Origin of the sequence: Thiobacillus denitrificans ATCC 25259, from assembly GCF_000012745.1 — a bacterium.
GTDB lineage: Bacteria > Pseudomonadota > Gammaproteobacteria > Burkholderiales > Thiobacillaceae > Thiobacillus > Thiobacillus denitrificans_B.
Map to the genome: position 1 here is coordinate 1,439,502 of NC_007404.1, position 21,976 is coordinate 1,461,477.

Sequence of the window (21,976 nt, forward strand, 5' to 3'; positions counted from 1 at the left end):
TCAGCCTCCGATCGCTTCGGCCGGATCGACCTTGAGCGCCATGCGTATGGCGACGATGCTCGCCAGCACGCAGATCGCGAGCACGGCGAAGAAGCCGGCGACCGAATCGAGCGGCATCAGGAGCACGTATTTGGGAAAGAGCGGCGCGGCGAAGGTCGCGGTGATCTTGCCGACGACGAAGCCGATCACGCCGAGCGCGAGCGCCTGCTGCATGATCATCGCGGCGATCGTGCGGTTGCGCGTGCCGATCAGCTTGAGCACGGCGATCTCGCGGATCTTGTCCATGGTCAGCGTATAGATGATGAAGGCGACGATGGCCGCGCTGACGATTGCCAGGATCACGAGGAACATGCCGATCTGCTTGGCCGAGGTCGCGATCAGCTTGCCGATCAGAATGTCTTCCATCTGCGGCCGCGTATAGACCGTCAGCCGCTTCCAGCGCCGGATCGACTCGGCGACCTCCTCCGGCGTATGCCCCGGCTGCAGCGTGACGAGCACGGCATTGACGAAGGGATTGCTGCTCTGCGAGTCGATGACCGCGTCGAGCAGGCCCGGCACACCGGGCCGGTTGAGCGCCGGATTGGCCTCGGTGCGGCGGCGGCTCTGCCAGATCGCGTCGTTGTCCTTGAGGAACTGCGCCTCCTGCGCGTCCTTGAGCGGAATGAAGACCATGGGGTCGCCGCTCGACGAGACCATGCGCCGGGTCAGCCCGACGACGAGGTAATGGTTGCGCCGGATCGTCAGGCGGTCGCCGAGCCTGAAGCCGGTCGCAATGTCGGCCACGGCCTCGTAGTGGCCGCGCGTGATCTGCCGTCCGGCGACCAGATAAGGCGGCCACCCGGGCGTCGCACCGAGTTCGCCCGGCGCGATGCCGACGACCATCGTGCGCACGTCGCGCGTCCCCTTGCGGACCTGCATGGTCAGATAGGTCACATTGGCCGCCTCGGCGACGCCCGGCATCGCGAGCACGGTGCGGTACACGTCGTCGTTGAGGCTCGACGACTCGGCGTAGGGCCCGAGCGTATCCTTCTGCACGACCCAGAGGTCGGCGCCGCTGTTGTCGAGCAGCGCCTTGCCGTCGTCGACCATGCCGCGGTAGACGCCGGCCATGACCAGCGTCACGCCGATCAGCAGGCCCAGCCCGACGCCGGTGAAGACGAACTTGCCCCAGGCATGAAGAATGTCGCGACCGGCCAGGCTGATCATTTCGACGTTCCCGCGATGCGCTCGACGACCTTGACGCGGCTGCGCTCGGTCAAGGCCTTTTCGCTATAGGTCACGACGCGGTCGCCCGGTTCGAGTCCTTCACGCACCTGCACATGGCCGTCGAGATCGGAGGCGCCGAGCTTGACCGGCGTGAACCGAAGGTCGCCGTCCACGACCCGCCACACGCCGACCTGCCCGCCCTCGCGGCGGATCGCGGCGTTGGGCACGCTCGGCGCCGCCGCAAGAGCCGGCAGTTCCACCGTGACTTCGGCCAGTTCGCCGACCGGCGGCAGCGGCGCAGGCCGCGTGTCGAACGTCACCTTAGCGAGCGTCTCCTCGGTCACGGCGTCGGCCATCGGTTCGATGCGCAGCACGCGCCCTTTCAGGGTGTGGCCGTCGCGCGAGCGCAGAACGATCCGCGCTGGCAGCCCGCGCGCCAGCCCCGCGGCGCGCATCTGGTCGAAGCGCACGTTGACCCACAGGCTCTCGGGGTCGATCACCTCGATCACGGCCTGCCCGGCGACGACGGTCGTGCCGGGGTCGGCGTCGCGCACGGCGACGACGCCGCCGACCGGCGTCACCAGGCGCAGGTTCCGCCGCTGTGTCAGTAGCGCTTCGCGGTCCGACCGGGCCCGCGCGATGTCTTCCCGCGCCGCCGCCAGCGCGGCTTCCGCGATCTGCAGCTCCTGCTGCTTGGCGGTGAGGATTTCCTCGCTGGTCGAACGCACGGTGAAGAGTTGCTGATAGCGGCTCGCCTGGGCCTCGGCATAGGACTTCCGCGCTTCGGCCTCGCGCAGATTGGCCTGTGCGCGCTTGGCAGCCGCTTCCTGGGCGCGGACGCGATCGTCGAGATCGACCGGGTCCATCTCGCCGAGTACCTGCCCTGCGCGGACCGTATCTCCCGCGTGCACGTCCAGCCGCTTGACGCGCCCGGCGACGGTCGGACCGATCTTGTACGTGTAGCGCGCCTCGACCGTGCCGATGCCGAAGAGCGCCGGCGTGACCGGCCGCGATTCGACTGTGGTGGTCGCGACGGGCACCGGTGCTAGCGGCCCCGAGCGCAGCCCGACGTAGACGAAGAGCGCGAGCAGCGGAAGGATCACGGCGACGAGCATGAGCGTGCGCCGTTGCACAGGGAGCCGTTTCATAGCGTTCTCCCGATGCCGCGCCGGTAGATGGCGAACACCCGCGGCGCGTCGCGGCGGATGCCCGCGACATCACCGGCAAGCAGGGACTGCATGACCAGACCCTGGATCGTGCCGATGAAGAGCGTCGCGGCCGCCTCGGTGTCGAGCGCGGGATCGAGTTCGCCCTGCGTCTTGCCGGCTTCGAGCAGGCGGTGCAGGCGTTCGCCGTATTGCCGGATGAGGGTCTGAACCATGCGCTTGGGCGCCGTGTCCCCGCCGCGCTGTAGCTCGCCGAATATCATCCGCGGCGCCCCCGGGTGCTGCGCGACGAAATCGATGTGGGTCATGAAGATCGCCTCCAACGCCGCGAGCGGCGAGGCGATGCCGTCGGCTGCCTTGTCGACCCGCGAAAGCAGGCGCTCGGCGACCCAGGTCATGACCGCCTCGAGGATCGCATCCTTGCTCGGAAAATGCCGGAACAGCGCGCCCTGGGTCAGCCCATGCGCTTGGCGATCGCCGAGGTCGTGATGTCGTTGGGATTCTGTTCCGCCGCGAGTTCGACCACGGCCTCTACGGTGACCGCCCGGCGTTCATCCGCCGGCAGGTGTTTGACATGGGTGCTCATCGACGGGCCTCGAAAGTGAGTAACTTGTTACTATCATATCAGCGTATCGCGACGAGGCAACCCATCCGAGAAGAAAAAGTGAGTGGTTTATTACCGTCCTTTTTGATGTCCGGGGTCAAAGGCACCAGGAACAGGGAGCGGGAGTTGTCGATCCCCGCGCTCCGATCCCCCAAAGCCCTTGAACGAGCCATCGAATTGCATGTTGGTGCGTGCGACCGCCCGAGAGAGCCCCGATATTCGTTCCTCCCGGATGCCCTGAGCTACGCGGCCGAAGGGGCGCGGGAATCGGCTAAACAGGGTCAACTACCATTCCCATGTGACTGATAAATAATAGTTACTTACTCTGCGGGAAACCGGCCACATTCCAGCCGACCTAATAGGCTCCCCCGTACCCGTGCGTGCTGCGCGCTCCGGTCTGCGTTCCCGCGTACTATCTGCCCTCGCCCCATTCCCTAGACTCACCATGCCCCTTCAAGTAGAAGACAAACCCGCGTACGCGGTCGTCGCCGCCGTTCAGTTGCCTCAGGTCAGCGACCTCGAGTTCGAGGCGTCGTTGACCGAATTACGGGAGCTGGCCAAGACCCTGGGGTTCACAGTCATCCGCACGTTCACGCAAAAGCGCCCGGGCTTCGACACGACGGCCTATCTGGGCGTCGGCAAGCGGCAGGAACTCACGCGCTTCGTCCGCGGCGGGGAAGAAGAAGCGGAAGCCGATCCCGCGGCGCCGTATGCCTTGCATCGCGTCGAGGGCCAGGACGATGTCTCGCCGCATCCGATCGACGTGCTTTTCGTCGACCACGAGATTTCGCCCTCGCAGGCCCGCAACCTGGAAAACGAGGTGGGTTGTCAGGTGATGGACCGCACCATGGTCATCCTCGAGATCTTCCACCGCAACGCGCGCTCCCCGGCGGCACGCGCGCAGGTCGAGATCGCACGTCTGGGCTACCTCGCGCCGCGCCTGCGCGAGGCAGCGAAACTCGCCGGGCCGCAGGGCCGGCAGCGCAGCGGGGTCGGCGGACGCGGCGCCGGCGAATCGCACACCGAACTCGACAAGCGCAAGATCCGCGACCGCATCGCCGAACTGCAGAAGGAAATCGCCGCGATGGATGCGGACCGCAAGACCCAACGCGCCCGGCGGCAGGCGCACCAGGGCCTCGCCAGCGTGGCGCTGGTCGGCTATACCAACGCCGGCAAGTCCACGCTGATGCGCGCCCTCACCGGCAGCGAAGTGCTGGTCGCCAACAAGCTCTTCGCCACCCTCGACACCACGGTCCGCACATTGCACCCCGAGGGCGTCCCGCGCGTCCTTGTCAGCGACACCGTCGGCTTCATCAAGAACCTGCCGCACGGCCTGGTCGCGTCGTTCAAGTCCACGCTCGAAGAGGCACTCGATGCCTCGCTGCTGCTCCATGTCATCGACGCCAGCGACCCTGGCTTCGTGCGGCAGATCGAAACCACCGAAGACGTGCTCGAGGAAATCGACGCGCAGGACGTGCCGCGCTTGCGCATCTTCAACAAGATCGACCACCTCGGCGACGCCGTGGCGCAAGCCGAGCGCGAAGCCGCGCTGCGCGCAGCCTATCCCGGCTGCATCGTCATGAGCGCCCGCCGCCCGGAAGACGTCGCGAAACTGCACGACGCGATCCTCACGTTTTTCCAGAAGGATCTGGTCGAGGCCGAGCTGTTTCTGCCGTGGTCGGCACAGCAGCTGCGCGGCGAAATATTCGCGCGCTGCCAAGTGCTGGAAGAACGCTCGGACGAAGACGGTGCGTTTTTCCACGTGCGCGGCGAGCAGGAGACCTTGAATGGCCTGCGCGACCAACTCGGCCACGCGCGATGAAATCGGCGTGCTCACGGCGACTCCCCGCGGCCCGGTGAACGGCCGTCGCAGCCGTGCCGTGCGCGTCCTCGGCTCAGCTTGTGGCGGCAGGTGCCCCGACCAGATTGAACCGGACCGCCGCTGGGCACCGCCGAGACGCCGCGAACGGGCTGCGCAGGTCGCGGTTCACGCCGCGTCGCACGATGCTGGTGTCGCGGCGCGCCGCTGAAGCAAGCGGCCCGCGCGGCCCGTGCAGAACGGCGTCGCTGAACACGCTCAGTCTTCGCGCAGACTGCGAAAGGTGATCGCGTACCGCAGCGCCTTCACGGGCGCGATGCTGTGTTCCCAAATCGAGCGCGAGGCACCCGTCAGCAGATAAGCCGAGCGCGGCGCCGCGATCAGATTCACGCGCTCCCACTTTTTCCCGGTGGCATGGCGAAAGCGGAAAACGCACGGCGCGAGCAGCGAGACGCCAACGATCTGCCCGAATACACCTTTGTCGCGATGCCAGCCGATCGCGGCACCGGGGCTGTACTCCGTGACGAGTGCCTGCTGCAGGGCCGGCGCGGGCAAGTCGGCGAAAGCCGCGGCGATCGAGCGCAACGGAAGAAGAAAGGCGGGGATTTCCGCTGCCTTGCGCAGGCTGCGCGCCCCGAAATCGTATCGCCAACCGAAGGAGACGACCCGGCGCCTGCCAGTGTAGCCGTGGAATTCGAAGGCCTCGAACGGCAGCTCGCGCAGCTGCGCGACGAGTGCGGTCTCCTCGGCGCGCTCGATCAGGTCGGGTTGATAGCGGAAACCGTCGGGCAGTGGTTGCCGCGGTTCGGGCGCGTCGTCGGCGGTGAAAAGCTCGAATTGCGGGCTCATGTTCGGCATGGGGCGGCTATGCGGGGCGCCAGTCTGGCTATATTCATGACGACTTCGGAGCGATCGACGGAACTGTCGGCGCCGCCCAAGGGTCGCTCCTCTGAGGATAGCCGGCAACCTCGCCTTCACTCACCCACTCAAACTTTGGAGACTCTTCATGGCCCTCAACGTAAACGGCACCAACGTCGAAACCGACGAAGCAGGCTTTCTCAAGGACCCCGAAGACTGGAACGAGGACGTCGCCCGGGCGCTCGAGCGCGAACACGAAAAAGCCGGCAACGCGCCACTCGACGACACGGCGCGCGGGCTGGTCCGGTTCTACCGCCAGTACTACAAGGAGCGGCTCGTCCACCCGACGATGAACGACCTGCTCGAGACGCTGAAAAATCCCGGCGAAAGCCACAGCGACACCGAAAAATATAAAACGCGTCTTTACCAGATGTTTCCGCACGGCCCGGTGCAGGCGCTCTGCCGTCTTGCCGGCTTGCCCAACCCCGGCGTGGAAAACGAAAGTTGACCCAGTACTGTCGTACCGCGACCGGCTAGCTTGAACCGGCCGGTCGGGCCGGTAGCAGCGGATCGACCTGCTGCGCCCGCCTTTGGCTAGCGGATGAGGCCCGTGCCGCTCGCGATCTTCGACGTCTTTGACCTGAAGCCGAGCGCGGGTGCACCGCCTGGGCGCACGCCTCGCCTTGCTCGGCTGATACGTCGCCCGCAATCTCATACGCCCTGACGCCATCCCTCAGGTCGGCGGACTGCCGGACGCCGCAATCCAAAGCCCGACGCCCGGCATTCGGTGCTCGGCGCAGGGGGCGCACACTCACCACACACCCTACCCGATTGCCTGTCCACTCCTCGGCATGCGCGCGGCGCGGCTCGCGACGGACCCCGCGACGTTGCACAGACGACCCGCGACCCTCTCGGTGTTGCCCGCAGCCATGAGCGCGGGGCACCCCCGAAGCGGATTCGCGCCCCCGAGGCCATAGCATGTGTCTACCGCTCAAGAAGCGGTGCCAGGTGCCGAATACGCAAGAAGGAGACAAATCCTCGGTCGACAACGAACGGGAAAAATACAATGACAAACATCGCAAACCCTTACGGCCATCCGCCGGCCGGCCGCTCCGCCCGCTGGGCTGGCGGCTCTCACTGCCCACGCTCCGAGTCGAGACACGTCTAGCTGTTGCGATGTCGCATCAGTCCCCGATTCTGAGCACGCGCCCGGCTCCGCCCCGCGACGCTGCGACCGCGTGCGCCAGGTCGAACTACGTCGAGCCGACGATACGGAGCATCGCCGGTGCCTTCATCCTCGCGTGCGGGATCCTGGTCTTGATCAAGCCGGAATGGTCCGTGCTGTGGGCCGCGACCCTGTGCTTTGTCGGCTTCAACCTGTTCCAGTCCGGCTTCACGCAGTTCTGCGTGATGGAAAAGCTGCTGAAGAAGCTGCGCTTCAAAAGCGAACTCGACGAAATCCGTACCCTGAGCCGATCGCACGCGGAAGCCGAGGCACGGGCCGCGTTCTACGACACGCTCGGGCTCCTCAACGAAGTCGTCGTCGAACTGTCGCGCGAGGGCGAACTCGCGTTCCTATCCGAACACTGGACCAAGCTGCTCGCGGCCGACGGGCGGCGCAACGCCGATTTTCTCGGGCTCGCCTTCCTCTCCTTCGTCAAACAACACGACCGCGACACCCTCGAACAGCGTCTGAGCGCTTTGCTCAAGGGCGAGAGCGACATCGTGACGCTGCGCTTCCGCATGCAGCGCGAGGACAGACTCGAGCACTGGGTGGAAGGGAAGTTCGCCCGCCATCACAAGCACGGGCAGGTGCACGGCATTCGCGGCGTGCTGCGCGACGTGACCGAAGCCTACATGCAGGAAAAGCGCATCAGCCACATGGCGATGCACGACGCCTTGACCGGGCTTCCGAACCGCACCTATCTCGACGCACGCATCAACGAAGCGATCGAACAATCGCGCAGCAGCGCGACGAAATTCGCCCTGCTCTTCATCGATCTCGACAACTTCAAACGTATCAACGACCTCTACGGTCACAAGGCGGGCGATCAGTTGCTCGTCAGCGTCGGCGAACTCCTGCGCGCCAGCCTGCGGGCGACCGACGTGCTCGCGCGCTGGGGCGGCGACGAGTTTGTCGTGCTGCTGCCCTTCCCCGGGGAGATCGACATGGTGCGCAGAATCGCGAGCGAGCTGCTGGACGGCCTGCGAAACGATCTGGAGAAGCAGTGTCGCGACACCTTCGTCACCGTGAGTATCGGTGTCGCGATCTACCCCGACGATGCGGAATCGGCCGAGACGCTCCTCGTTCAGGCGGACAAGGCCTTGTTTTACGCCAAGTCGCAGGGGCGCAACAACATCCAGCTGTACGCGGATCTGCAGACCCGCGCACCCGGCTTCGAGGACGCCGAAATGACCGCTCGCTTCGTCGCCGCGGTCAAACAGAACCTGCTCGAAGTCCACTACCAGCCGGTCATGGACGCGGCGAATCCACGGTGCCCGGTAAGCGTCGAAGCCCTTGCGCGCTGGCACGACGACAAGTACGGCTGGGTCAATCCGGCCGACTTCATTCCGCTCGCCGAGAATATGGGGCTCATCCACGAGGTCGGACGGCAGGTTCTGGAACAGGCGCTCGACCACTTCAGCAAGCGCAACAACACCTGCGACGCACTCAAGCTCGCCGTGAACGTATCGAAACGTCAGTTGATGTCGCCCGATTTCTACCCGACGCTGCTTGCGACCGTCGAGCGCTTTGGCGTGCATCCCCGCCAGATCAAACTCGAGATCACCGAAAGCATCGCGCTCGAGGGCATCGAGCGGGCGCGTGCGCTTCTGCAGCGGCTCTCCGACGCGGGATTCACGCTTTCGCTCGATGATTTCGGCACGGGGTTTTCCTCGCTCTCGCACGTCCACGAGTTGCCGTTCGACGAAATCAAGATCGACATCTCGTTCGTTCGCCGCATCAAGACGCCCGAAGGACGCGTCCTCGTCAAGACCATCGTCGACATGGGGCACGCCATGCGCCTCGCGCTTGTCGCCGAGGGCGTCGAGGACAGCGAAACCGCGGCGATCCTGCAGGGCATGGGCGTCGAAATGCTGCAGGGCTACCATTTCAGCCGGCCCATGCCGAAAGAGGTATGTGCCGATTTCATCGCCAGACTGCAAGCGCCTCCGGCCGCCGCGGCCGCCGCCTGAGCGATTCACCCCCGCTCCAGGGCCTGCTGGCCACGCCGGCGCGTGTGCTATGTTGACCTTGGAGGTGTCGCTGATGAAAAACGGAAACGCTGTTCTCAAAACGGTTCGCGCCGCGCTCGAGCGCGATCCCCGTATCAATCTGCATGTATGGCCCCTACAACTCGAACTGACCGATGACCACGCCCTCGTCGTCCAGGGCGAGGTGCAGAACATCGCAGCGAAAAAGCGCGCGCTCGAGGTGGCGGGCGCGATGCCGGAGGTACTCGGCATCGTCGACCGCGTGCAAGTCGCGCCGGCCGAGCACAAAGGCGACGGCGAAATACTCGAAGTGCTGATCCGTCTCCTGCTCGATTCAGGCGAATTCAAGAGCTGCACCTTGCGTGCGATCAAGAAGGGGCAGGACGTTGTGGTTCAGTCGGCCGAGGGCGCCGACTATCCGGGTGGCACCCTCAGGGTGTGGGTCGACGATGGCGTCATCACGCTCGACGGCTCGCTCATTAGCCTCTCGCACAAGCGCATGGCCGGGGTGCTGGCGTGGTGGGTGCCGGGCTGTCGCGACGTGCGCAATCTGCTCGAAGTCGAACCGCCCGAGCAGGACAACGACGGCGAGATTAGCGAAGCTCTCGCGCTGGTCCTCGAACTGGACCCGATGATTTCACGACCGCATCAGATTCGGGTCGGCATCCGCGACAAGGTCGTGACCCTGCAGGGCGCGGTCGGCACGGAAACGGAAAAAGACCGCGCCGAACAGGACGCGTGGAGCATGTTCAACGTCGGGACCGTCGTCAACCAGCTGACGGTCAGCCGCTGACGCCCGGCGGGAGCTCTCCTGCCGATCTAGCCGCTGATGTTCCCGCAGGCAACCGCACTTTGTGTGCCGCTGCCGCGGACATTGACCGCCGCCGGCTGCTTGACGAGGGTGTCGATCGATGCCGGGACGAGCGTGATCGAACGGCCTTCGCGCAGCGGCTTCAAGGTCCACTTCGCGCTCGATCCGGACGCATCACAGGGCCCGAGCTGGATCGACGCCGATTGCGCTTTTTCCGGCGCCCCTGACAGGTCGATGACCACGCGCGTCTTCTTGCCCGCCGGGATCAGCGTCGCGACCCCGGTCTGACCGGAACCGTTGCGCGGGTCGAGGTTGACTCTCACGCCGTTGTCGAGGGCCGCGCTGGGGTCGGCCAGCAGACCATTCAGTACCAGGATCAGCAGCAGTTTCGACACGACGCGCTCCTCGATGAGCCCACGAACTTTGGGGTTATAGCAGCTGGACGTCGTAGAACAAGCATGATCGGCTAATTTTCTTCGCAGAAACAAGCCTCTCGTGTCCCACCCTACCCGTTTGGAGTAATCCCGATGAAATCGCTCGGGGTTTGTCTAGACTGGGAGGCGTCATCGTCTTCAGGAGATTGAGCCATGTCTTCCAGCAGCCATGACACCCCCATGCTCGACGAACTCGAGCGCGGACCCTGGCCCAGCTTCGTCACCGGGCTCAAGCGTCTGGCCGACGACAACCCCATGATGGCCGACCTGCTCGGCCAGCTCGAAACCTCGTACGAGACCAAGACCGGCTACTGGAAAGGCGGCACGGTCGGGGTGTTCGGCTACGGCGGCGGCATCATTCCCCGTTTCACCGAATTGAAGGACGCGGCCGGCAAGCCGCGCTTCCCCGAGGCCGCCGAATTCCACACCCTGCGCGTCCAGCCGCCGGCCGGCATGCACTACACCTCGGATCTGCTGCGCAAGCTGTGCGACGTCTGGACCGAAAACGGCGGCTCGGGCCTGATCGCGTTCCACGGCCAGTCCGGCGACATCATGTTCCAGGGCATCCGCAGCGAAAACGTTCAGGCGGCCTTCAACGGCCTTAACGAAATGGGCTTCGACCTCGGCGGCGCCGGTCCCGCGCTCCGTACCTCGATGTCCTGCGTTGGCGCTGCGCGCTGCGAAATGTCCTGCTTCGACGAAGCCCGCGCGCTGCGCACCGTCATCAACAACAACCTCGACGACATGCACCGTCCGTCGCTGCCCTACAAGTTCAAGTTCAAGTTCTCCGGCTGCCCGAACGACTGCGTCAACGCGATCCAGCGCTCCGACATGGCGACGATCGGCACCTGGCGCGACAACATCCGCGTCAATGAAGACGAGGTCCAGGCCTACTACAAGGCCCACGGCATGAAGGATCTGTACAACGACGTCGTCGGCCGCTGCCCGACGCGGGCGATCTCGGTCGTGGAAGCCGGCCAGGTCGAGCCCGAGCCACACGTTTCGGTGGCCCGGCTGGGCGACGGCAACGCCCTGTGCATCGACAACAAGAACTGCGTGCGCTGCATGCACTGCCTGAACGTCATTCCGGGCGGCCTGCGCCCCGGCGTCGACAAGGGCGTCACGATCCTCGTCGGCGGCAAGGGCGTGCTCAAGATCGGCGCGACCATGGGCACCGTGATCATCCCGTTCATGAAGCTCGAGACCGACGAGGACTTCGAGAAGCTGAACGAACTCGCGCGCAACGTTCTCGATTTCTTCGCCGAGAACGCGCTCGACCACGAGCGCACCGGCGAGATGATCGAGCGCATCGGGCTCGCCAATTTCCTCGAGGCGATGGACATCCCGGTCGACCCCAACATGATCAACCAGCCGCGTTCCAACCCCTATTTCCGCTCCGACGACTGGGACGAACAGGTCGCGAAGTGGGTCGACTACACGCAGCAGAAGGCTGCCTAGGGCGGCGGCCCTCCTCGGGGCATTGAAATTCCGCGGACCGGAACCACTATTCCAGGACAGGCGACGTGCCTGTCTTCGTAGGAGAAACCATCATGGCAAACCTTGCACGCTTGGATCCCTTCACCTCGCTGACGCGCCTCGATCCCTTCGAGACCATGGTGCGCGAACTCATGCCGACGATGTTCCGTTCCTCGGCCGGCGGCGAGCAGCCGGCGATCCCGATCGAGGTCCAGGAGATGGATAACGCCTATCTCGTCGCGGCCGAGCTGCCCGGCGTCAGGAAAGACGCGATCGATATCAGCATCACCGGCAACCAGGTCACGATCAGTGCCGAAGCCAAACGGGAGATGGCGGCCGACGCCAAGGAGTGGTGCAACGAACGCTGCTACGGAAAGCTCAGCCGCACGATCCAGCTGCCGATCGACATCGAGGAAGAGAGCGCCGACGCGAGTTACACCGACGGCGTTCTGCGTCTGACCCTGCCGAAGAAGGCATCGAGCCTGCCCAAACGGATCGAGATCCACTAGGCACGCGGCTACCGGCCACGCGTCGCTAGGTGCGCCGTCGCGGTCACGGCGCCTCGCTCCCTCACCGCCTTGATTGAAGGCCGCGCTGATCTACATAAAGAAGAGCGGGCCGAGAGTCGGCTCGCCAAGGAGACGGCGATGGCCTCTGTTCCCTCCCTGCGGGCTGCGATGACCGGAGCCGGCGTGCTCGCCGCGAGTCTGGTGCTGGCGAACGCGAGCGACCGGGAGTCGTCTCGCCCCGGCGAGGCCGCGTTGCTGGCCGCCCAATCACAGTTTTGCACGTCGGTCCGGGGCCGCCAGGGTGCCCTGTTCGAACAGCTTGCCGCGGCGAAAACCGAGCTCGGGCCTTTTCCGACCGAGCGAGGGGCAGGCGACCCGGCCTCCTCGGCGGCGCCGCCGCTCTTCGAGAATCTCGGCTCCCTCCACTTCCCGATCACCACGGCCACGTCCGCCGCGCAGCGCTATTTCGACCAGGGTTTGAAGCTCGCCTACGCGTTCAATCATGCCGAAGCCGCGCGCGCGTTCCGCCACGCGCAACGCCTCGATCCGCACTGCCCGCTCTGCTACTGGGGGGAAGCCCTGGTGCTCGGCCCCAACATCAACGCGCCGATGGAGCCGGCAGCCAACACGGCCGCCCTCGAGGCCCTGCGTCGCGCCCAAGCCCTCGTGGACGTCGCGAACCCGAAGGAACGTGCGCTCATCGGCGCCCTCGCCCGACGGTACGCGGACGAACCGGACGGGGCGCGTGGCGGCCTAGACGCGGGCTATGCTGATGCGATGCGCGCGGTTGCTGCGCGTTACTCGGACGACGCCGACGTCAGCTTGCTGTACGTCGAATCGCTGATGGATCTGTCGCCTTGGGACTACTGGGAAGCGGCCGGCACCCGGCCCAAGGGGCGTACTGCGGAAATCGTCGCCCTGCTCGAGAAAGTGCTGCAGAAGCGTCCCGACCATCCCGGTGCGATCCATTTCTACATCCACATGGTCGAAGCGTCGGCCGACCCCGGCCGGGCTCTGCCCTACGCGAACAGGCTCGGCGACCTGATGCCGGACGCGGGGCATCTCGTCCACATGCCCTTCCACATCTACTACCGCGTCGGACGTTACAAGGACGCCATCGAAGCCAACCGGCGGGCCGTGGCGGTCGATGAGCGCTACCTCGCCGCGGCTTCACCCATCGGCATCTATCCGCTTGCCTACTACCCGCACAACATCCATTCCCTGATGAGTTCGGCACAGATGGCCGGAGACGGTCGAAGCGCGGTCGCCGCGGCAGAGAAACTCGCGCGCGTCGTCAGCGCCGAGACGGGGCGAAGCATCGCCTGGGTGCAGCCGATCCTCGTCGCGCCTTACTTCGCCCATGCCCAGTTCAGCCCGCCCGACGTCGCCCTCGCGCAGCCCGACCCCGGGAGCGAGCTTCCGTATGTGAAAGCGATGTGGCACTACATGCGCGGCGCGGCCTTGGCCTTGCTCGGCAGGCCCGCCGAGGCGCGACGAGAAGTTGCCGCGATGCGCGACCTCGCCCGCCACCGCGATCTGGCCATGCTGGCGCAAAACGGCGTGCCCGCGCCGGACCTGATCGAACTGGCACAGCAGGTGGTGCTCGGCCGGATCGCACAGTCCGGCGGCGACCTCGTCGCCGCGCAACAAATCTTCGAGCGCGCGGTTGTGCTCGAGGACAAACTCCCCTACTCGGAGCCGCCCTACTGGTACTACCCGGTGCGCCAATCACTCGGCGCCGTCCTGCTCGAGGCCGGCAGACTCGAAGACGCCGAGAGCGCTTTCCGGACCAGCCTCATGCGCACGCCGAACAGCGGTTGGGCCCTCTATGGACTGGCGGTCGCTTATGCGCGTCAGGGCAGGCAGGGCGCGGCCGCAGAGGTCCGCGAGCGGTTCGCGCGGGCCTGGGCCGGCGACGCTGCCCCCGATCTTGCCCGGCTCTAACGGTTCGGGTGTTTCGCTCGTTTGAAAGGAGACCACGTCATGAATACAAAAATTCTCACCGCCGCCCTGCTCGGCGCAAGCCTCTCGGTGCCTGTCGCGCATGCCGCCGAGGGCAAGGTCACCATTACCGCCCCAACGAAGGGCGCGATCCTCGATTCGATGGACGAGAACCGGCTCGTCTACAGCGTCGACCCGGGACCCCGTGGTGACCATGTCCACGTCTACGTCGACGACCAGGAAGTGGGCATCTTGCGCCAGCTCAAAGGCAGTTATCTGCTCGAGAGCATGGCGTCGGGGCAGCGTGACATCTGCATCAAGGTGGTGAACAAGGCCCACGTTCCGGTCGGCGTCCAGGACTGCGTCAAGGTCACGGTCAAATAGGCGGTGGATCTGGAAAATCTGGCCTATGCGCTCGTCCAGCTCGGGCACAACTTCGGCGCCGCGGCGGTCGTCGGCGGCGCGGTCTTCGCGTTATGGCCGACCCTGCAGGCGAATCACGCCCGCACCCTCGCCGGTCTGGTCCTCGCGGGATGGGCACTGCAGATCGCGACCGGCGTACTCTTCGGCGTCGTCAGCATCTATTACTACGGCCGCACTCCGGATTTGAGCGCGGTCGCAACGACAGCGCTGGCGGTCAAGGTGAGCGCCGCCGTGGCCGGCCTTCTGCTCGCGGGCTGGTATCTCAAACGTGGCGCGCGCTGGGACCCGCACAGGCTACGCGCGACCTTTCGGGCCCTCATCATCCTTGGCGTGACGGCACTCGCTGCCGCGGCGTTTCTGCGCTGGTTTTCCTAGGGCCGGGCGCGGCGCCGGCTCACAGCCCGAGGATGAGGGCAAGGCCGCTCGCCGCGATCGCAGCACCCGCGTAAGGGACTGCGCGCCGCCCCGCCACCCCGCCGAGAAAACCTGCCGCGTGCAGGAGCGCGGTGCCCAACACGAAGCCGGCACCTGCGGCTAAAGGCGAAGCGGCCTGTTGCATCTCGATGCCGTGCGCGAAACCGTGGAAGACGGCAAACGCGCCTGCGAGCGCCATTGCGGCAGGCAATGACTGCGCGTGCCGGGCGGCGACGAGCAGGCCGAGTATCACGACCGAAACGGCAATCGCCGCTTCGGCAGCCGGAAGCACGATCCCGGCCGCGGCGAGCGCGGTGCCGACCGCCGTGGCGCCGGCGAAAGCGCCGGCGAAAGCGCCGGGGATCGCCCAGCGCGCGCGCCCGCTATGCTGGGTGGCCCACAGGCCGACGGCGAGCAACGCGAGCAGGTGGTCGAGGCCGAGGAAAGGATGCGCGAGGCCGGCGGCCAGGCCGCCCGCTGGCGCATCGAGGCTGTGTGCGGCGGCGCTACCGGAGAGCAGCGCGAGGACGGGCGCGATACAGCGGCTGATCGTATTTCGGTACATGGGTGGCTCCAGGGGATTCGGTTATTTGACCTTCACCTGCACGAGTTCCTCACCGTCCGGATCGACCACGTGGACGGCGCAGGCGATGCAGGGGTCGAAGGAATGGATCGTGCGCAGGATCTCGATCGGCTGCTTCGGGTCGAGCATCGTGTGGTTGTGCTGCAGGGCCGCCTCGTAGGCGCCCGGCTGCCCGGCCGCGTCGCGCGGGCCCGCATTCCAGGTGCTCGGGACGACCGCCTGGTAGTTGCTGATCCTGCCGTCGTCGACGACGATCCAGTGGGCCAAGCCGCCGCGTGGCGCCTCCATGAGGCCGACGCCTTGCATGTGCGCTGGCCAGGTCGAGGGATCCCAGTATTTTTCGTTGAAGGTGCGCAGGTCGCCGGCCTTGATGTTCGCCATGAGCTGATCGAACCAGCCCTGCATCGCGTCGGCGAGTATTTTCGACTCGAGCGTGCGTGCCGCGGTCCGCCCCAGCGTCGAATAGAGCGCCGTGACCGGCAGATCGAGCGTCTTCAGCGCGCGGTCGACGAGTTCCTTCGCCTGTTTGTCGCCCTTGGCGACCATCACGAGCACGCGTGCGAGCGGGCCGACTTCCATCGATTTGCCCTTCCAGCGCGGCGACTTCATCCACGAGTATTTCTGCGCGACGTCGAGCTGCTCATAGGGCGGCTTGGGTCCGGTGTAGTTCAGCGCGGTTTCGCCCTTGAACGGGTGCAGGCCCTGGGCGTCGCCGCCTTCGTAGCGATACCAGGAGTGACTGACGAATTCCTGGATTTCCTTGTCGTCGTCGAGGTCGATCGGGTGGACCCGCGTCAGGTCACGATCGAGAATGACGCCGCGCGGAATGAAATAGGAATCCGTATCCCAGAATCCCTTGGACGGCAGGTCGCCGAAGGACAGGAAATTGCCCAGGCCCTCGCCGCGCCCCGCCCAGTCCTTGTAGTAGCGGGCGATCGCAAGGGTGTCCGGCAGATAGACCTGGTCGACGAACTCGCGCATCTGGCGAATGACGGTCTGCACCGTCTGCAGGCCGACCATGTTGACCGCGGTCGCGTCCTGGCCGCCGCGGTAATGCGGCCCCTTGCCGCGGCCCTCGGTGGGAAAGACCGAGATCGCCGACGGCACGCCGCCGACGACGAAATTCGGATGCGGATTGCGGCCGCCGAAGATCGCGTGCAGCTTGACGACCTCACGCTGCCAGGCGAGCGCGTCGAGATAATGCGCGAGCGCCATCAGGTTCGCTTCGGGCGGCAGCTTGTAGGCCGGGTGGCCCCAGTAGCCGTTGGCGAAGATTCCGAGCTGACCCTGTTCGACGAAGGTCTTCACCTTTCGCTGCACGTCGGCGAAATACCCGGGCGACGACCGCGAGTAGTCCGAGATCGACTGCGCCAGCGTCGAGGCCGCGCGCGGATCGGCCTTCAAGGCCGAGACGACGTCGACCCAGTCGAGTGCGTGCAGGTGATAGAAGTGCATGACGTGGTCGTGGACGTGCTGCGCCGCGATCATCAGGTTGCGGATCAGCTCCGCGTTCGGCGGCAGCGCATAGCCGGGGATCGCGCGGTGCAGCGCATCCTCGACCGAGCGCACCGAGGCGACCCCGTGCACGAGCGTGCAGACCCCGCAGATGCGCTGCGCGAAGGCCCACGCGTCGCGCGGATCGCGGCCCCGCAGGATGATCTCGATCCCGCGCACCATGGTTCCGGCCGAGTACGCCTTGAGGATCCTGCCGTCGACGTCGGTCTCGGCCTCGATGCGCAGATGGCCCTCGATGCGCGTGATGGGATCGACGACGACGCGCTGTGTTGTTGCCATGAACTCAGTCCTCCAGATGCTCCGCCATGAGCTCGGTCAAGCCGAGCAGCCTGGTATTCATGCCGTAATGGTCGACTGCCTCTTCCATCGTGATGCGGCAATTGGCGCAGAAAGTGACGATCGTGTCGACGCCCGCGTCCTCGAGCTGCCGCTTCTTGACGCCGAAGGCCCGCGCTCGCAAAGCCTCCGCGTCCGGCGTATGGATCGCCGAAGCGCCTCCGCCGCCGCCGCAGCACCAGTTCCACTTCTGCTTGTCGACAATGGGAATGTAATTCTCCGCGACGTGCTCCACCAGCGGCTCGGGCGCATTGAGCACGCCGCCCCGGCGCACGACCTGGCAGGGGTCATGAAGGATGCACCGATCCTTGAACTTGTCCTTGATCCTGAGCACGCCCTTCTGGCGCAGCGCGTCGAGCAATTCGATCACGTGGACGACGTCGAAGGCGTAAGGGCGGCCCATCAGGTTGGGGCCTTCCCAGCGGATCGCCATGTAGGCATGACCGCATTCGGGCGACAGCACGTTCCTCACCTTGAGCCGTTCGGCGGCCAGCACGATGCGCGCGACGATGACCTCGGCGAGATCGGAGTTGCCGATCTGGATCCCGGCGTTGGTCGCCTCGTAGGCATCGGACGCGATCGTGAAGCTCAGGCCCGCGCGATGCATGATCTTCACGAGGGCCTCGATGTACTCGGGGTAGTTCACGACTTCCATCGACGACAGCAGGATCATGTAGTCGACGCCTGCGCGGTCGACCGGAATCGGCACCCCGGTCTTCTCCTCGACCTTGCGCAGGACGTTGGCGACCGCCGGCCACTTGAGGCCCATCGGCCCCCCCACTTCGACCGTGCGCTTGGTCGCGCTGCGGATGCCGTCCGGCGCGTGACCGGAGACGGCGAGGCCTTCGCGAAACTTGCGGATCATGTAGGTGATGTCGTTGCCGACCGGGCAGACCAGCGAGCAACGATCGCACAGCGTGCAGGCGTCGTAGGCGAGGTGCTGCCAGGCGTCGAGCTCGGCGTCGGTGACCGGTTTGGAAAGGCCGACCAGTTTCTTCAGCCGGCCGAGCAGCGTGTATTCCTGCTCGTACACGCGCCGCATCGGTTCGACCTTGTTGATCGGCGTGTACTTCGGTTCCTTCGTTTCGGTGTAGAAGAGGCAGGCGTCGGCGCAGATGCCGCAGTGCACGCAGCTCTCGAAATAGCTGGCGATGGGGGCATCGATGACTTCCTTGAGGGCATGGATGCCTTTTTCGAGTGACGCACTCATCGTGGCACTCTCCTTGAGCCCGTGCATGCGTGGCCGGTCTTCGTTCGCCGTGGCCGCAGCCCTCCGCGTTTCATACCGGCACGCCGCGATGGGCGTGGGCCTTGCCGTTATACCAACGCGAGCCGAACAGCGTGAAGGTATGGAAAAGCTTGCTGAACGGCAGCACCACGAGCAGGATTTCGGCGGTGAGCACGTGCAGCACCAGCAGGTTGGTATAGGGCAGCACGAGGTGCTGCACCGCCATCCAGCCCGTCAGCACCGGCAGAAAGGTGACGGTCCAGCCGAACCAGTCACCGAACCCGCTCAGAAAGCGCTTGACCGGATTGGTCAGGCGGTCGACCAGAAGAACGACCATCGCCGCCATCGTCAGCACGGTCACGAGTTCGATCACGCCCGAAGGCAGGCCCGGCCATGAGACCCCGACGAGGCCCTCGATGAGCAATATGTGCGGGATGCCGAAGAACACGATGAGCCCGAGACCGATGTGGAACACGTAGCCGGCGATGTAGTTCACCGGCGAGCGCTTGAGCATGCCCTCGGACGCGAGCGAACGGCGCACCACGGTGTGCAGGCCCGACGCACCCCTCGCCCGCCGCGGCGGCGCGAGGTCCCGGTGGCGGCCGAGCAGGAAGACCTCGAGCAGGCGCCAGAGCACGCCAGCGAGAAAGATGCCGGCCGAAATCGCAAGGCCGGGTCCGCGCAGCCAGGTCAGAAGCTCCAGTTCGTTCATTTCTCCAGATCCTCGACCGTGATCGTCCTGTGCGACGCCCGCGCCGCGCTTTTCTTCGCGCGGTTGGCGACCGTGACGGCGGCGCCGGTCGCGAGCCCGCCAGCTGTCGCGGCGAGTCCGACGTTCAGCGGCCCGGAAGGCTGCGACAATGCCTTGTAGAAGCTGCCGGCGTCCCAGAAGTCGGGCTCGGAACATCCGAGGCAGCCGTGGCCCGACTCGACCGGCCAGGAGGTGCCGCCATTCCATTTGACGGTCGCGCAGGCGTTGTGGGTGACCGGACCCTTGCACCCGAGCTCGAACAGGCACCAGCCCTTGCGCGCGCCCTCGTCGTCGAAGGTCTTGGCGAATTTGCCCTGGTCGTAGAAAGGCCGGCGATAGCAGCGATCGTGGATGGTCTCGCCGAAGAAGGCCTTGGGCCGGTTCTTCGCGTCGAGTTCGGGCAGGCTGCCGAAGGCGATGTAATGCGCGAGCACGCCCGTCATGACGACCGGGATGGGCGGACAGCCCGGAATGTTGACGATGGGCTTGTCCTTGATGACGTCGGAGACCGCGACCGCGCCGGTCGGATTCGGGTTGGCGTGGGGAATGCCCCCGTACGACGAGCAGGTGCCGACGCAGATGATGGCCGCGGCGCCTTTGGCCGCCTCCCGCAGGATGTCGACGTTGGAGCGCCCGCCGATGCACGAATAGGCGCCCTCGGCGCCGAGCGGGACAGAGCCGTCGACGACGAGCAGATATTTGCCGAAGTTGTCGCGTATCGCGGCGTCGCGCGCGGCCTCGGCCCGATGCCCTGCGGCGGCCATCAGCGTTTCCTGGTAGTCGAGCGAGATCGCCTCGAAAATCAGGCCCTCGATGGTCGGCGAATGCGAGCGCGTGATCGATTCGGTGCAACCGGTGCATTCCTGGAACGGCAGCCAGATCACCGACGGCCGCCTGACGGCGCCGATGGCCTCGGCCATCGCCCGGCCCGCCGCGGGCGGCAAGGCCATCAGCGAAGCCAGCGTGGCGCAGTACTTGAGAAAGCCGCGGCGCGTGACCCCTTGCCGTCCGAGCATGTCGATCAACGGGCTTTGCTGCATGCGTGTCTCCTGAGCCGAGGCTTTGGCGGCTCCTTCACCTTAGAGGTCCGCCATCCGCAAGACAAGGGCCGCGCGGGCCGCTGCGACGTCCGCGCGCGGCGATTTGACGAGTTCGGGGACGAAGGCCACTTCGATGAACTGCGTCGTCACGGCGCCCTGGGCGTTGCGATGGATGATCCACCAGACCCCGGGAAAGGCCGTCTCGTCGAGCGTCGACGCGCCGTCCGCGTGCAGGGTGACCGACACTTCGCCCCCGCCCAGTTCGGCGCGCAGCCATTCGAGGTCCCCCGGCGTGAGCGGGAGTGCCGACAGGTCGATCGTGGACGCTTCGCCGGTCTCGAGCAGGTGGTGCAGATGTTCGGCGATTTCGCGCAGGAGCGGTAGCGCGTTGCCCGAGCGCGCCGTTTCGACGGGCGCCTCGGGGAGGATCGGGATGATTTCACGCGTCATGCCAGCCCCGGATCAGGTGCGCGATCGCCGCGCATGCGGGCGGCATGGCGGCCGCGACCGGGGCCGTGGGGAATTCGCCCCAGTCGATGACCGCGGGCTGGATCGCGAGCAGCGCACGTCGTTCCGGCCAGTGGCCCGCAAGGAGCGCGATGGTGCGCAGGTCGGCGAGGCCCACTTCGTGCACCGAAGCTTTGCGCGCGCCTATCAGGAACCGGTCCATCTCCTCCCCTTCCAGCACCGCCCATTCGCCCGGGCGGCGTTTCAGCTCGGCCGCGTCGACGACGATCAGCGCGTCGGCATCCTCAATCGACGCGGCAAGTGTGAACGACAGCGTGCCGCCGTCGAGCAGCGTGACGCCGTGCAGGTCGCCGAGCATGGGGCGAAGGACGTCGAGCAGGTGGACGCCGACGCCTTCGTCGGTAAGCAATGTGTTGCCGATGCCGAGCACGAGCGTTTTCATTGTCTCTTTCAATCTACCAGAGCTTATGCGGAGCGCAATCGTCGCCAATCATTGGTCGGCGGCACGCTCCCCTACGTCCTGGGCCCCGCCGGGCAAATCCCCCTATACTGCGGGCAGTGCGGTTCCGGGGTCCACCATGTGCCTTGCCATTCCGATGCAGATCGAGTCGATCGACGGTTTTACGGCGCGCTGCGCAGCGAAAGGCGTGTGGCGCGACGTCAGCCTGTTCATGATGCAGGATGCGCCGCCCGAGGTGGGCGACTTCGTCATGGTGCATGTGGGCTACGCGATCCAGAAGGTCACCGAAGCCGATGCGCGCAGCGCGTGGGAATTGCTCGACCAGATCCTGGAGGAAAACGGTGCATGAGCTGTCGATCGCGCAGGCGCTGGTCGAGCAGGTCGAAGCGGTGATTCGCACGCATCACGCGCTCCGGGCGAGCCTCATTCGCGTGCGCGTCGGGCCCTTGGCCGGTGTCGTGCCCGAGCTGCTGGCGCATGCCTTTCCGCTCGCCGCCGCCGGCAGCCGCATGGAGCACGCGGAACTCGCCCTCGTCAAGGCCCCGGTCCGGGTGCTGTGCGAGCGCTGCGGCGCGGAAAGCGAAGCGGCGATGAACCGGCTGCTGTGCGCCGAATGCGGGGACTGGCATACCCGCATCGTCTCCGGAGACGAATTGCTGCTCGAAAGCGTCGAACTCGAAACCGCCGCTTCCCCGTCCCCTGCATCCTGAGCCCCCCGAAA

24 protein-coding genes are annotated in these 21,976 nt (G+C 66.0%); 11 read left to right on the forward strand and 13 right to left on the reverse strand.

The features are described from left to right. Genes TBD_RS06785 through TBD_RS15300 form a run of 4 tightly spaced genes read right to left on the reverse strand, consistent with a single transcriptional unit; the run spans window position 1 to window position 2,958 of the window. A complete protein-coding gene (locus TBD_RS06785) occupies window positions 1-1,206 on the reverse strand; it encodes an ABC transporter permease (RefSeq protein WP_011311872.1) in 1,206 nt (401 codons plus the stop codon). Next, window positions 1,203-2,354 carry an efflux RND transporter periplasmic adaptor subunit gene (locus tag TBD_RS06790; protein ID WP_011311873.1) on the reverse strand — a complete coding sequence of 384 codons (1,152 nt, stop codon included), beginning with the start codon at window positions 2,352-2,354 and terminating at the stop codon, window positions 1,203-1,205. The genes TBD_RS06785 and TBD_RS06790 overlap by 4 nt, the downstream gene beginning before the upstream one ends. Next, entirely contained in the window at window positions 2,351-2,770 is a 420-nt protein-coding gene (locus TBD_RS06795) for a TetR family transcriptional regulator C-terminal domain-containing protein (RefSeq protein ID WP_011311874.1), read from the reverse strand. The genes TBD_RS06790 and TBD_RS06795 overlap by 4 nt, the downstream gene beginning before the upstream one ends. A gap of 56 nt (window positions 2,771-2,826) precedes the next feature. Further along, window positions 2,827-2,958: a hypothetical protein gene (locus TBD_RS15300; RefSeq protein ID WP_274378370.1), complete on the reverse strand. Its 132-nt coding sequence runs from the start codon at window positions 2,956-2,958 to the stop codon at window positions 2,827-2,829. Window positions 2,959-3,421: 463 nt separating this feature from the next. Between TBD_RS15300 and hflX the strand changes: the two genes are divergently transcribed. Further along, window positions 3,422-4,798 (forward strand): GTPase HflX, encoded by a 1,377-nt coding sequence (gene hflX / locus TBD_RS06800; RefSeq protein ID WP_011311875.1) that lies wholly within the window; start codon window positions 3,422-3,424, stop codon window positions 4,796-4,798. A 255-nt stretch (window positions 4,799-5,053) separates the two neighbouring features. On the opposite strand, the gene TBD_RS06805 is transcribed toward hflX, so the two are convergent. After that, on the reverse strand, window positions 5,054-5,773 hold the full coding sequence (locus tag TBD_RS06805; RefSeq protein ID WP_238376510.1) for an alpha-ketoglutarate-dependent dioxygenase AlkB: 720 nt from the start codon (window positions 5,771-5,773) through the stop codon (window positions 5,054-5,056). Window positions 5,774-5,801: 28 nt separating this feature from the next. Here TBD_RS06805 and TBD_RS06810 point away from each other — a divergent pair, with 28 nt between their 5' ends. From TBD_RS06810 to TBD_RS06820, 3 genes are all read left to right on the forward strand, one after another. Further along, a complete protein-coding gene (locus TBD_RS06810) occupies window positions 5,802-6,161 on the forward strand; it encodes a TusE/DsrC/DsvC family sulfur relay protein (protein WP_011311877.1) in 360 nt (119 codons plus the stop codon). 668 nt (window positions 6,162-6,829) lie between these two features. Then, window positions 6,830-8,848 (forward strand): EAL domain-containing protein, encoded by a 2,019-nt coding sequence (locus TBD_RS14265; protein WP_049750225.1) that lies wholly within the window; start codon window positions 6,830-6,832, stop codon window positions 8,846-8,848. Window positions 8,849-8,921: 73 nt separating this feature from the next. After that, a complete protein-coding gene (locus TBD_RS06820; protein WP_011311879.1) occupies window positions 8,922-9,659 on the forward strand; it encodes a BON domain-containing protein in 738 nt (245 codons plus the stop codon). Between the two features lie 26 nt (window positions 9,660-9,685). Here the strand turns inward: TBD_RS06820 and TBD_RS06825 are convergent, their stop codons facing one another. Further along, the gene (locus TBD_RS06825; RefSeq protein ID WP_049750226.1) at window positions 9,686-10,072 is read right to left on the reverse strand and encodes a hypothetical protein; all 387 of its coding nucleotides are present in this window, start codon (window positions 10,070-10,072) and stop codon (window positions 9,686-9,688) included. Window positions 10,073-10,264: 192 nt separating this feature from the next. Here TBD_RS06825 and dsrA point away from each other — a divergent pair, with 192 nt between their 5' ends. The 5 genes from dsrA (at window position 10,265) to TBD_RS06850 (ending at window position 14,835) form a co-directional block, all read left to right on the forward strand. After that, a complete protein-coding gene (dsrA, locus tag TBD_RS06830; protein ID WP_011311881.1) occupies window positions 10,265-11,569 on the forward strand; it encodes a dissimilatory-type sulfite reductase subunit alpha in 1,305 nt (434 codons plus the stop codon). A gap of 92 nt (window positions 11,570-11,661) precedes the next feature. After that, on the forward strand, window positions 11,662-12,096 hold the full coding sequence (locus tag TBD_RS06835) for an Hsp20/alpha crystallin family protein (RefSeq protein WP_011311882.1): 435 nt from the start codon (window positions 11,662-11,664) through the stop codon (window positions 12,094-12,096). A 138-nt stretch (window positions 12,097-12,234) separates the two neighbouring features. Then, window positions 12,235-14,040 carry a tetratricopeptide repeat protein gene (locus TBD_RS06840; RefSeq protein ID WP_011311883.1) on the forward strand — a complete coding sequence of 602 codons (1,806 nt, stop codon included), beginning with the start codon at window positions 12,235-12,237 and terminating at the stop codon, window positions 14,038-14,040. 39 nt (window positions 14,041-14,079) lie between these two features. After that, window positions 14,080-14,421, forward strand: a complete 342-nt coding sequence (locus tag TBD_RS06845) for a hypothetical protein (protein WP_011311884.1) — start codon at window positions 14,080-14,082, stop codon at window positions 14,419-14,421. Between the two features lie 3 nt (window positions 14,422-14,424). After that, entirely contained in the window at window positions 14,425-14,835 is a 411-nt protein-coding gene (locus TBD_RS06850) for a hypothetical protein (protein WP_011311885.1), read from the forward strand. 19 nt (window positions 14,836-14,854) lie between these two features. Here TBD_RS06850 and TBD_RS06855 read toward each other — a convergent pair whose 3' ends face one another. The 7 genes from TBD_RS06855 to TBD_RS06885 form a co-directional block, all read right to left on the reverse strand. Beyond that, entirely contained in the window at window positions 14,855-15,439 is a 585-nt protein-coding gene (locus tag TBD_RS06855) for a HupE/UreJ family protein (protein WP_011311886.1), read from the reverse strand. Between the two features lie 21 nt (window positions 15,440-15,460). Continuing rightward, complete coding sequence (locus TBD_RS06860; RefSeq protein ID WP_011311887.1) at window positions 15,461-17,251, reverse strand: nickel-dependent hydrogenase large subunit; 1,791 nt, start codon at window positions 17,249-17,251, stop codon at window positions 15,461-15,463. Between the two features lie 4 nt (window positions 17,252-17,255). Then, window positions 17,256-18,518, reverse strand: a complete 1,263-nt coding sequence (locus tag TBD_RS06865; protein WP_011311888.1) for a (Fe-S)-binding protein — start codon at window positions 18,516-18,518, stop codon at window positions 17,256-17,258. Between the two features lie 70 nt (window positions 18,519-18,588). Continuing rightward, window positions 18,589-19,248 (reverse strand): hypothetical protein, encoded by a 660-nt coding sequence (locus TBD_RS06870; protein ID WP_011311889.1) that lies wholly within the window; start codon window positions 19,246-19,248, stop codon window positions 18,589-18,591. Continuing rightward, complete coding sequence (locus TBD_RS06875; protein WP_011311890.1) at window positions 19,245-20,327, reverse strand: hydrogenase small subunit; 1,083 nt, start codon at window positions 20,325-20,327, stop codon at window positions 19,245-19,247. The genes TBD_RS06870 and TBD_RS06875 overlap by 4 nt, the downstream gene beginning before the upstream one ends. Window positions 20,328-20,366: 39 nt before the next feature. Then, window positions 20,367-20,777: a hydrogenase expression/formation protein gene (locus TBD_RS06880; RefSeq protein WP_011311891.1), complete on the reverse strand. Its 411-nt coding sequence runs from the start codon at window positions 20,775-20,777 to the stop codon at window positions 20,367-20,369. Further along, complete coding sequence (locus TBD_RS06885) at window positions 20,767-21,237, reverse strand: HyaD/HybD family hydrogenase maturation endopeptidase (RefSeq protein ID WP_011311892.1); 471 nt, start codon at window positions 21,235-21,237, stop codon at window positions 20,767-20,769. The genes TBD_RS06880 and TBD_RS06885 overlap by 11 nt, the downstream gene beginning before the upstream one ends. Window positions 21,238-21,373: 136 nt before the next feature. On the opposite strand from TBD_RS06885, the gene TBD_RS06890 reads away from it, so the two are divergent. Together TBD_RS06890 and TBD_RS06895 are read left to right on the forward strand one after the other, a co-directional pair. Further along, the gene (locus TBD_RS06890) at window positions 21,374-21,604 is read left to right on the forward strand and encodes a HypC/HybG/HupF family hydrogenase formation chaperone (protein ID WP_011311893.1); all 231 of its coding nucleotides are present in this window, start codon (window positions 21,374-21,376) and stop codon (window positions 21,602-21,604) included. Beyond that, a complete protein-coding gene (locus TBD_RS06895) occupies window positions 21,597-21,965 on the forward strand; it encodes a hydrogenase maturation nickel metallochaperone HypA (RefSeq protein WP_041432481.1) in 369 nt (122 codons plus the stop codon). The genes TBD_RS06890 and TBD_RS06895 overlap by 8 nt, the downstream gene beginning before the upstream one ends. Window positions 21,966-21,976 lie beyond the last annotated feature (11 nt).

Bases quoted from the DNA above. Each gene is read 5' to 3' on its own strand.
- TBD_RS06785 (WP_011311872.1), bottom strand. From the start codon at position 1,206: ATGATCAGCCTGGCCGGTCGCGACATTCTTCATGCCTGGGGCAAGTTC.
- TBD_RS06790 (WP_011311873.1), bottom strand. From the start codon at position 2,354: ATGAAACGGCTCCCTGTGCAACGGCGCACGCTCATGCTCGTCGCCGTG.
- TBD_RS06795 (WP_011311874.1), bottom strand. From the start codon at position 2,770: ATGACCTGGGTCGCCGAGCGCCTGCTTTCGCGGGTCGACAAGGCAGCC.
- TBD_RS15300 (WP_274378370.1), bottom strand. From the start codon at position 2,958: ATGAGCACCCATGTCAAACACCTGCCGGCGGATGAACGCCGGGCGGTC.
- hflX (WP_011311875.1), top strand. From the start codon at position 3,422: ATGCCCCTTCAAGTAGAAGACAAACCCGCGTACGCGGTCGTCGCCGCC.
- TBD_RS06810 (WP_011311877.1), top strand. From the start codon at position 5,802: ATGGCCCTCAACGTAAACGGCACCAACGTCGAAACCGACGAAGCAGGC.
- TBD_RS14265 (WP_049750225.1), top strand. From the start codon at position 6,830: ATGTCGCATCAGTCCCCGATTCTGAGCACGCGCCCGGCTCCGCCCCGC.
- TBD_RS06820 (WP_011311879.1), top strand. From the start codon at position 8,922: ATGAAAAACGGAAACGCTGTTCTCAAAACGGTTCGCGCCGCGCTCGAG.
- dsrA (WP_011311881.1), top strand. From the start codon at position 10,265: ATGTCTTCCAGCAGCCATGACACCCCCATGCTCGACGAACTCGAGCGC.
- TBD_RS06835 (WP_011311882.1), top strand. From the start codon at position 11,662: ATGGCAAACCTTGCACGCTTGGATCCCTTCACCTCGCTGACGCGCCTC.
- TBD_RS06840 (WP_011311883.1), top strand. From the start codon at position 12,235: ATGGCCTCTGTTCCCTCCCTGCGGGCTGCGATGACCGGAGCCGGCGTG.
- TBD_RS06845 (WP_011311884.1), top strand. From the start codon at position 14,080: ATGAATACAAAAATTCTCACCGCCGCCCTGCTCGGCGCAAGCCTCTCG.
- TBD_RS06855 (WP_011311886.1), bottom strand. From the start codon at position 15,439: ATGTACCGAAATACGATCAGCCGCTGTATCGCGCCCGTCCTCGCGCTG.
- TBD_RS06860 (WP_011311887.1), bottom strand. From the start codon at position 17,251: ATGGCAACAACACAGCGCGTCGTCGTCGATCCCATCACGCGCATCGAG.
- TBD_RS06865 (WP_011311888.1), bottom strand. From the start codon at position 18,518: ATGAGTGCGTCACTCGAAAAAGGCATCCATGCCCTCAAGGAAGTCATC.
- TBD_RS06870 (WP_011311889.1), bottom strand. From the start codon at position 19,248: ATGAACGAACTGGAGCTTCTGACCTGGCTGCGCGGACCCGGCCTTGCG.
- TBD_RS06875 (WP_011311890.1), bottom strand. From the start codon at position 20,327: ATGCAGCAAAGCCCGTTGATCGACATGCTCGGACGGCAAGGGGTCACG.
- TBD_RS06880 (WP_011311891.1), bottom strand. From the start codon at position 20,777: ATGACGCGTGAAATCATCCCGATCCTCCCCGAGGCGCCCGTCGAAACG.
- TBD_RS06885 (WP_011311892.1), bottom strand. From the start codon at position 21,237: ATGAAAACGCTCGTGCTCGGCATCGGCAACACATTGCTTACCGACGAA.
- TBD_RS06890 (WP_011311893.1), top strand. From the start codon at position 21,374: ATGTGCCTTGCCATTCCGATGCAGATCGAGTCGATCGACGGTTTTACG.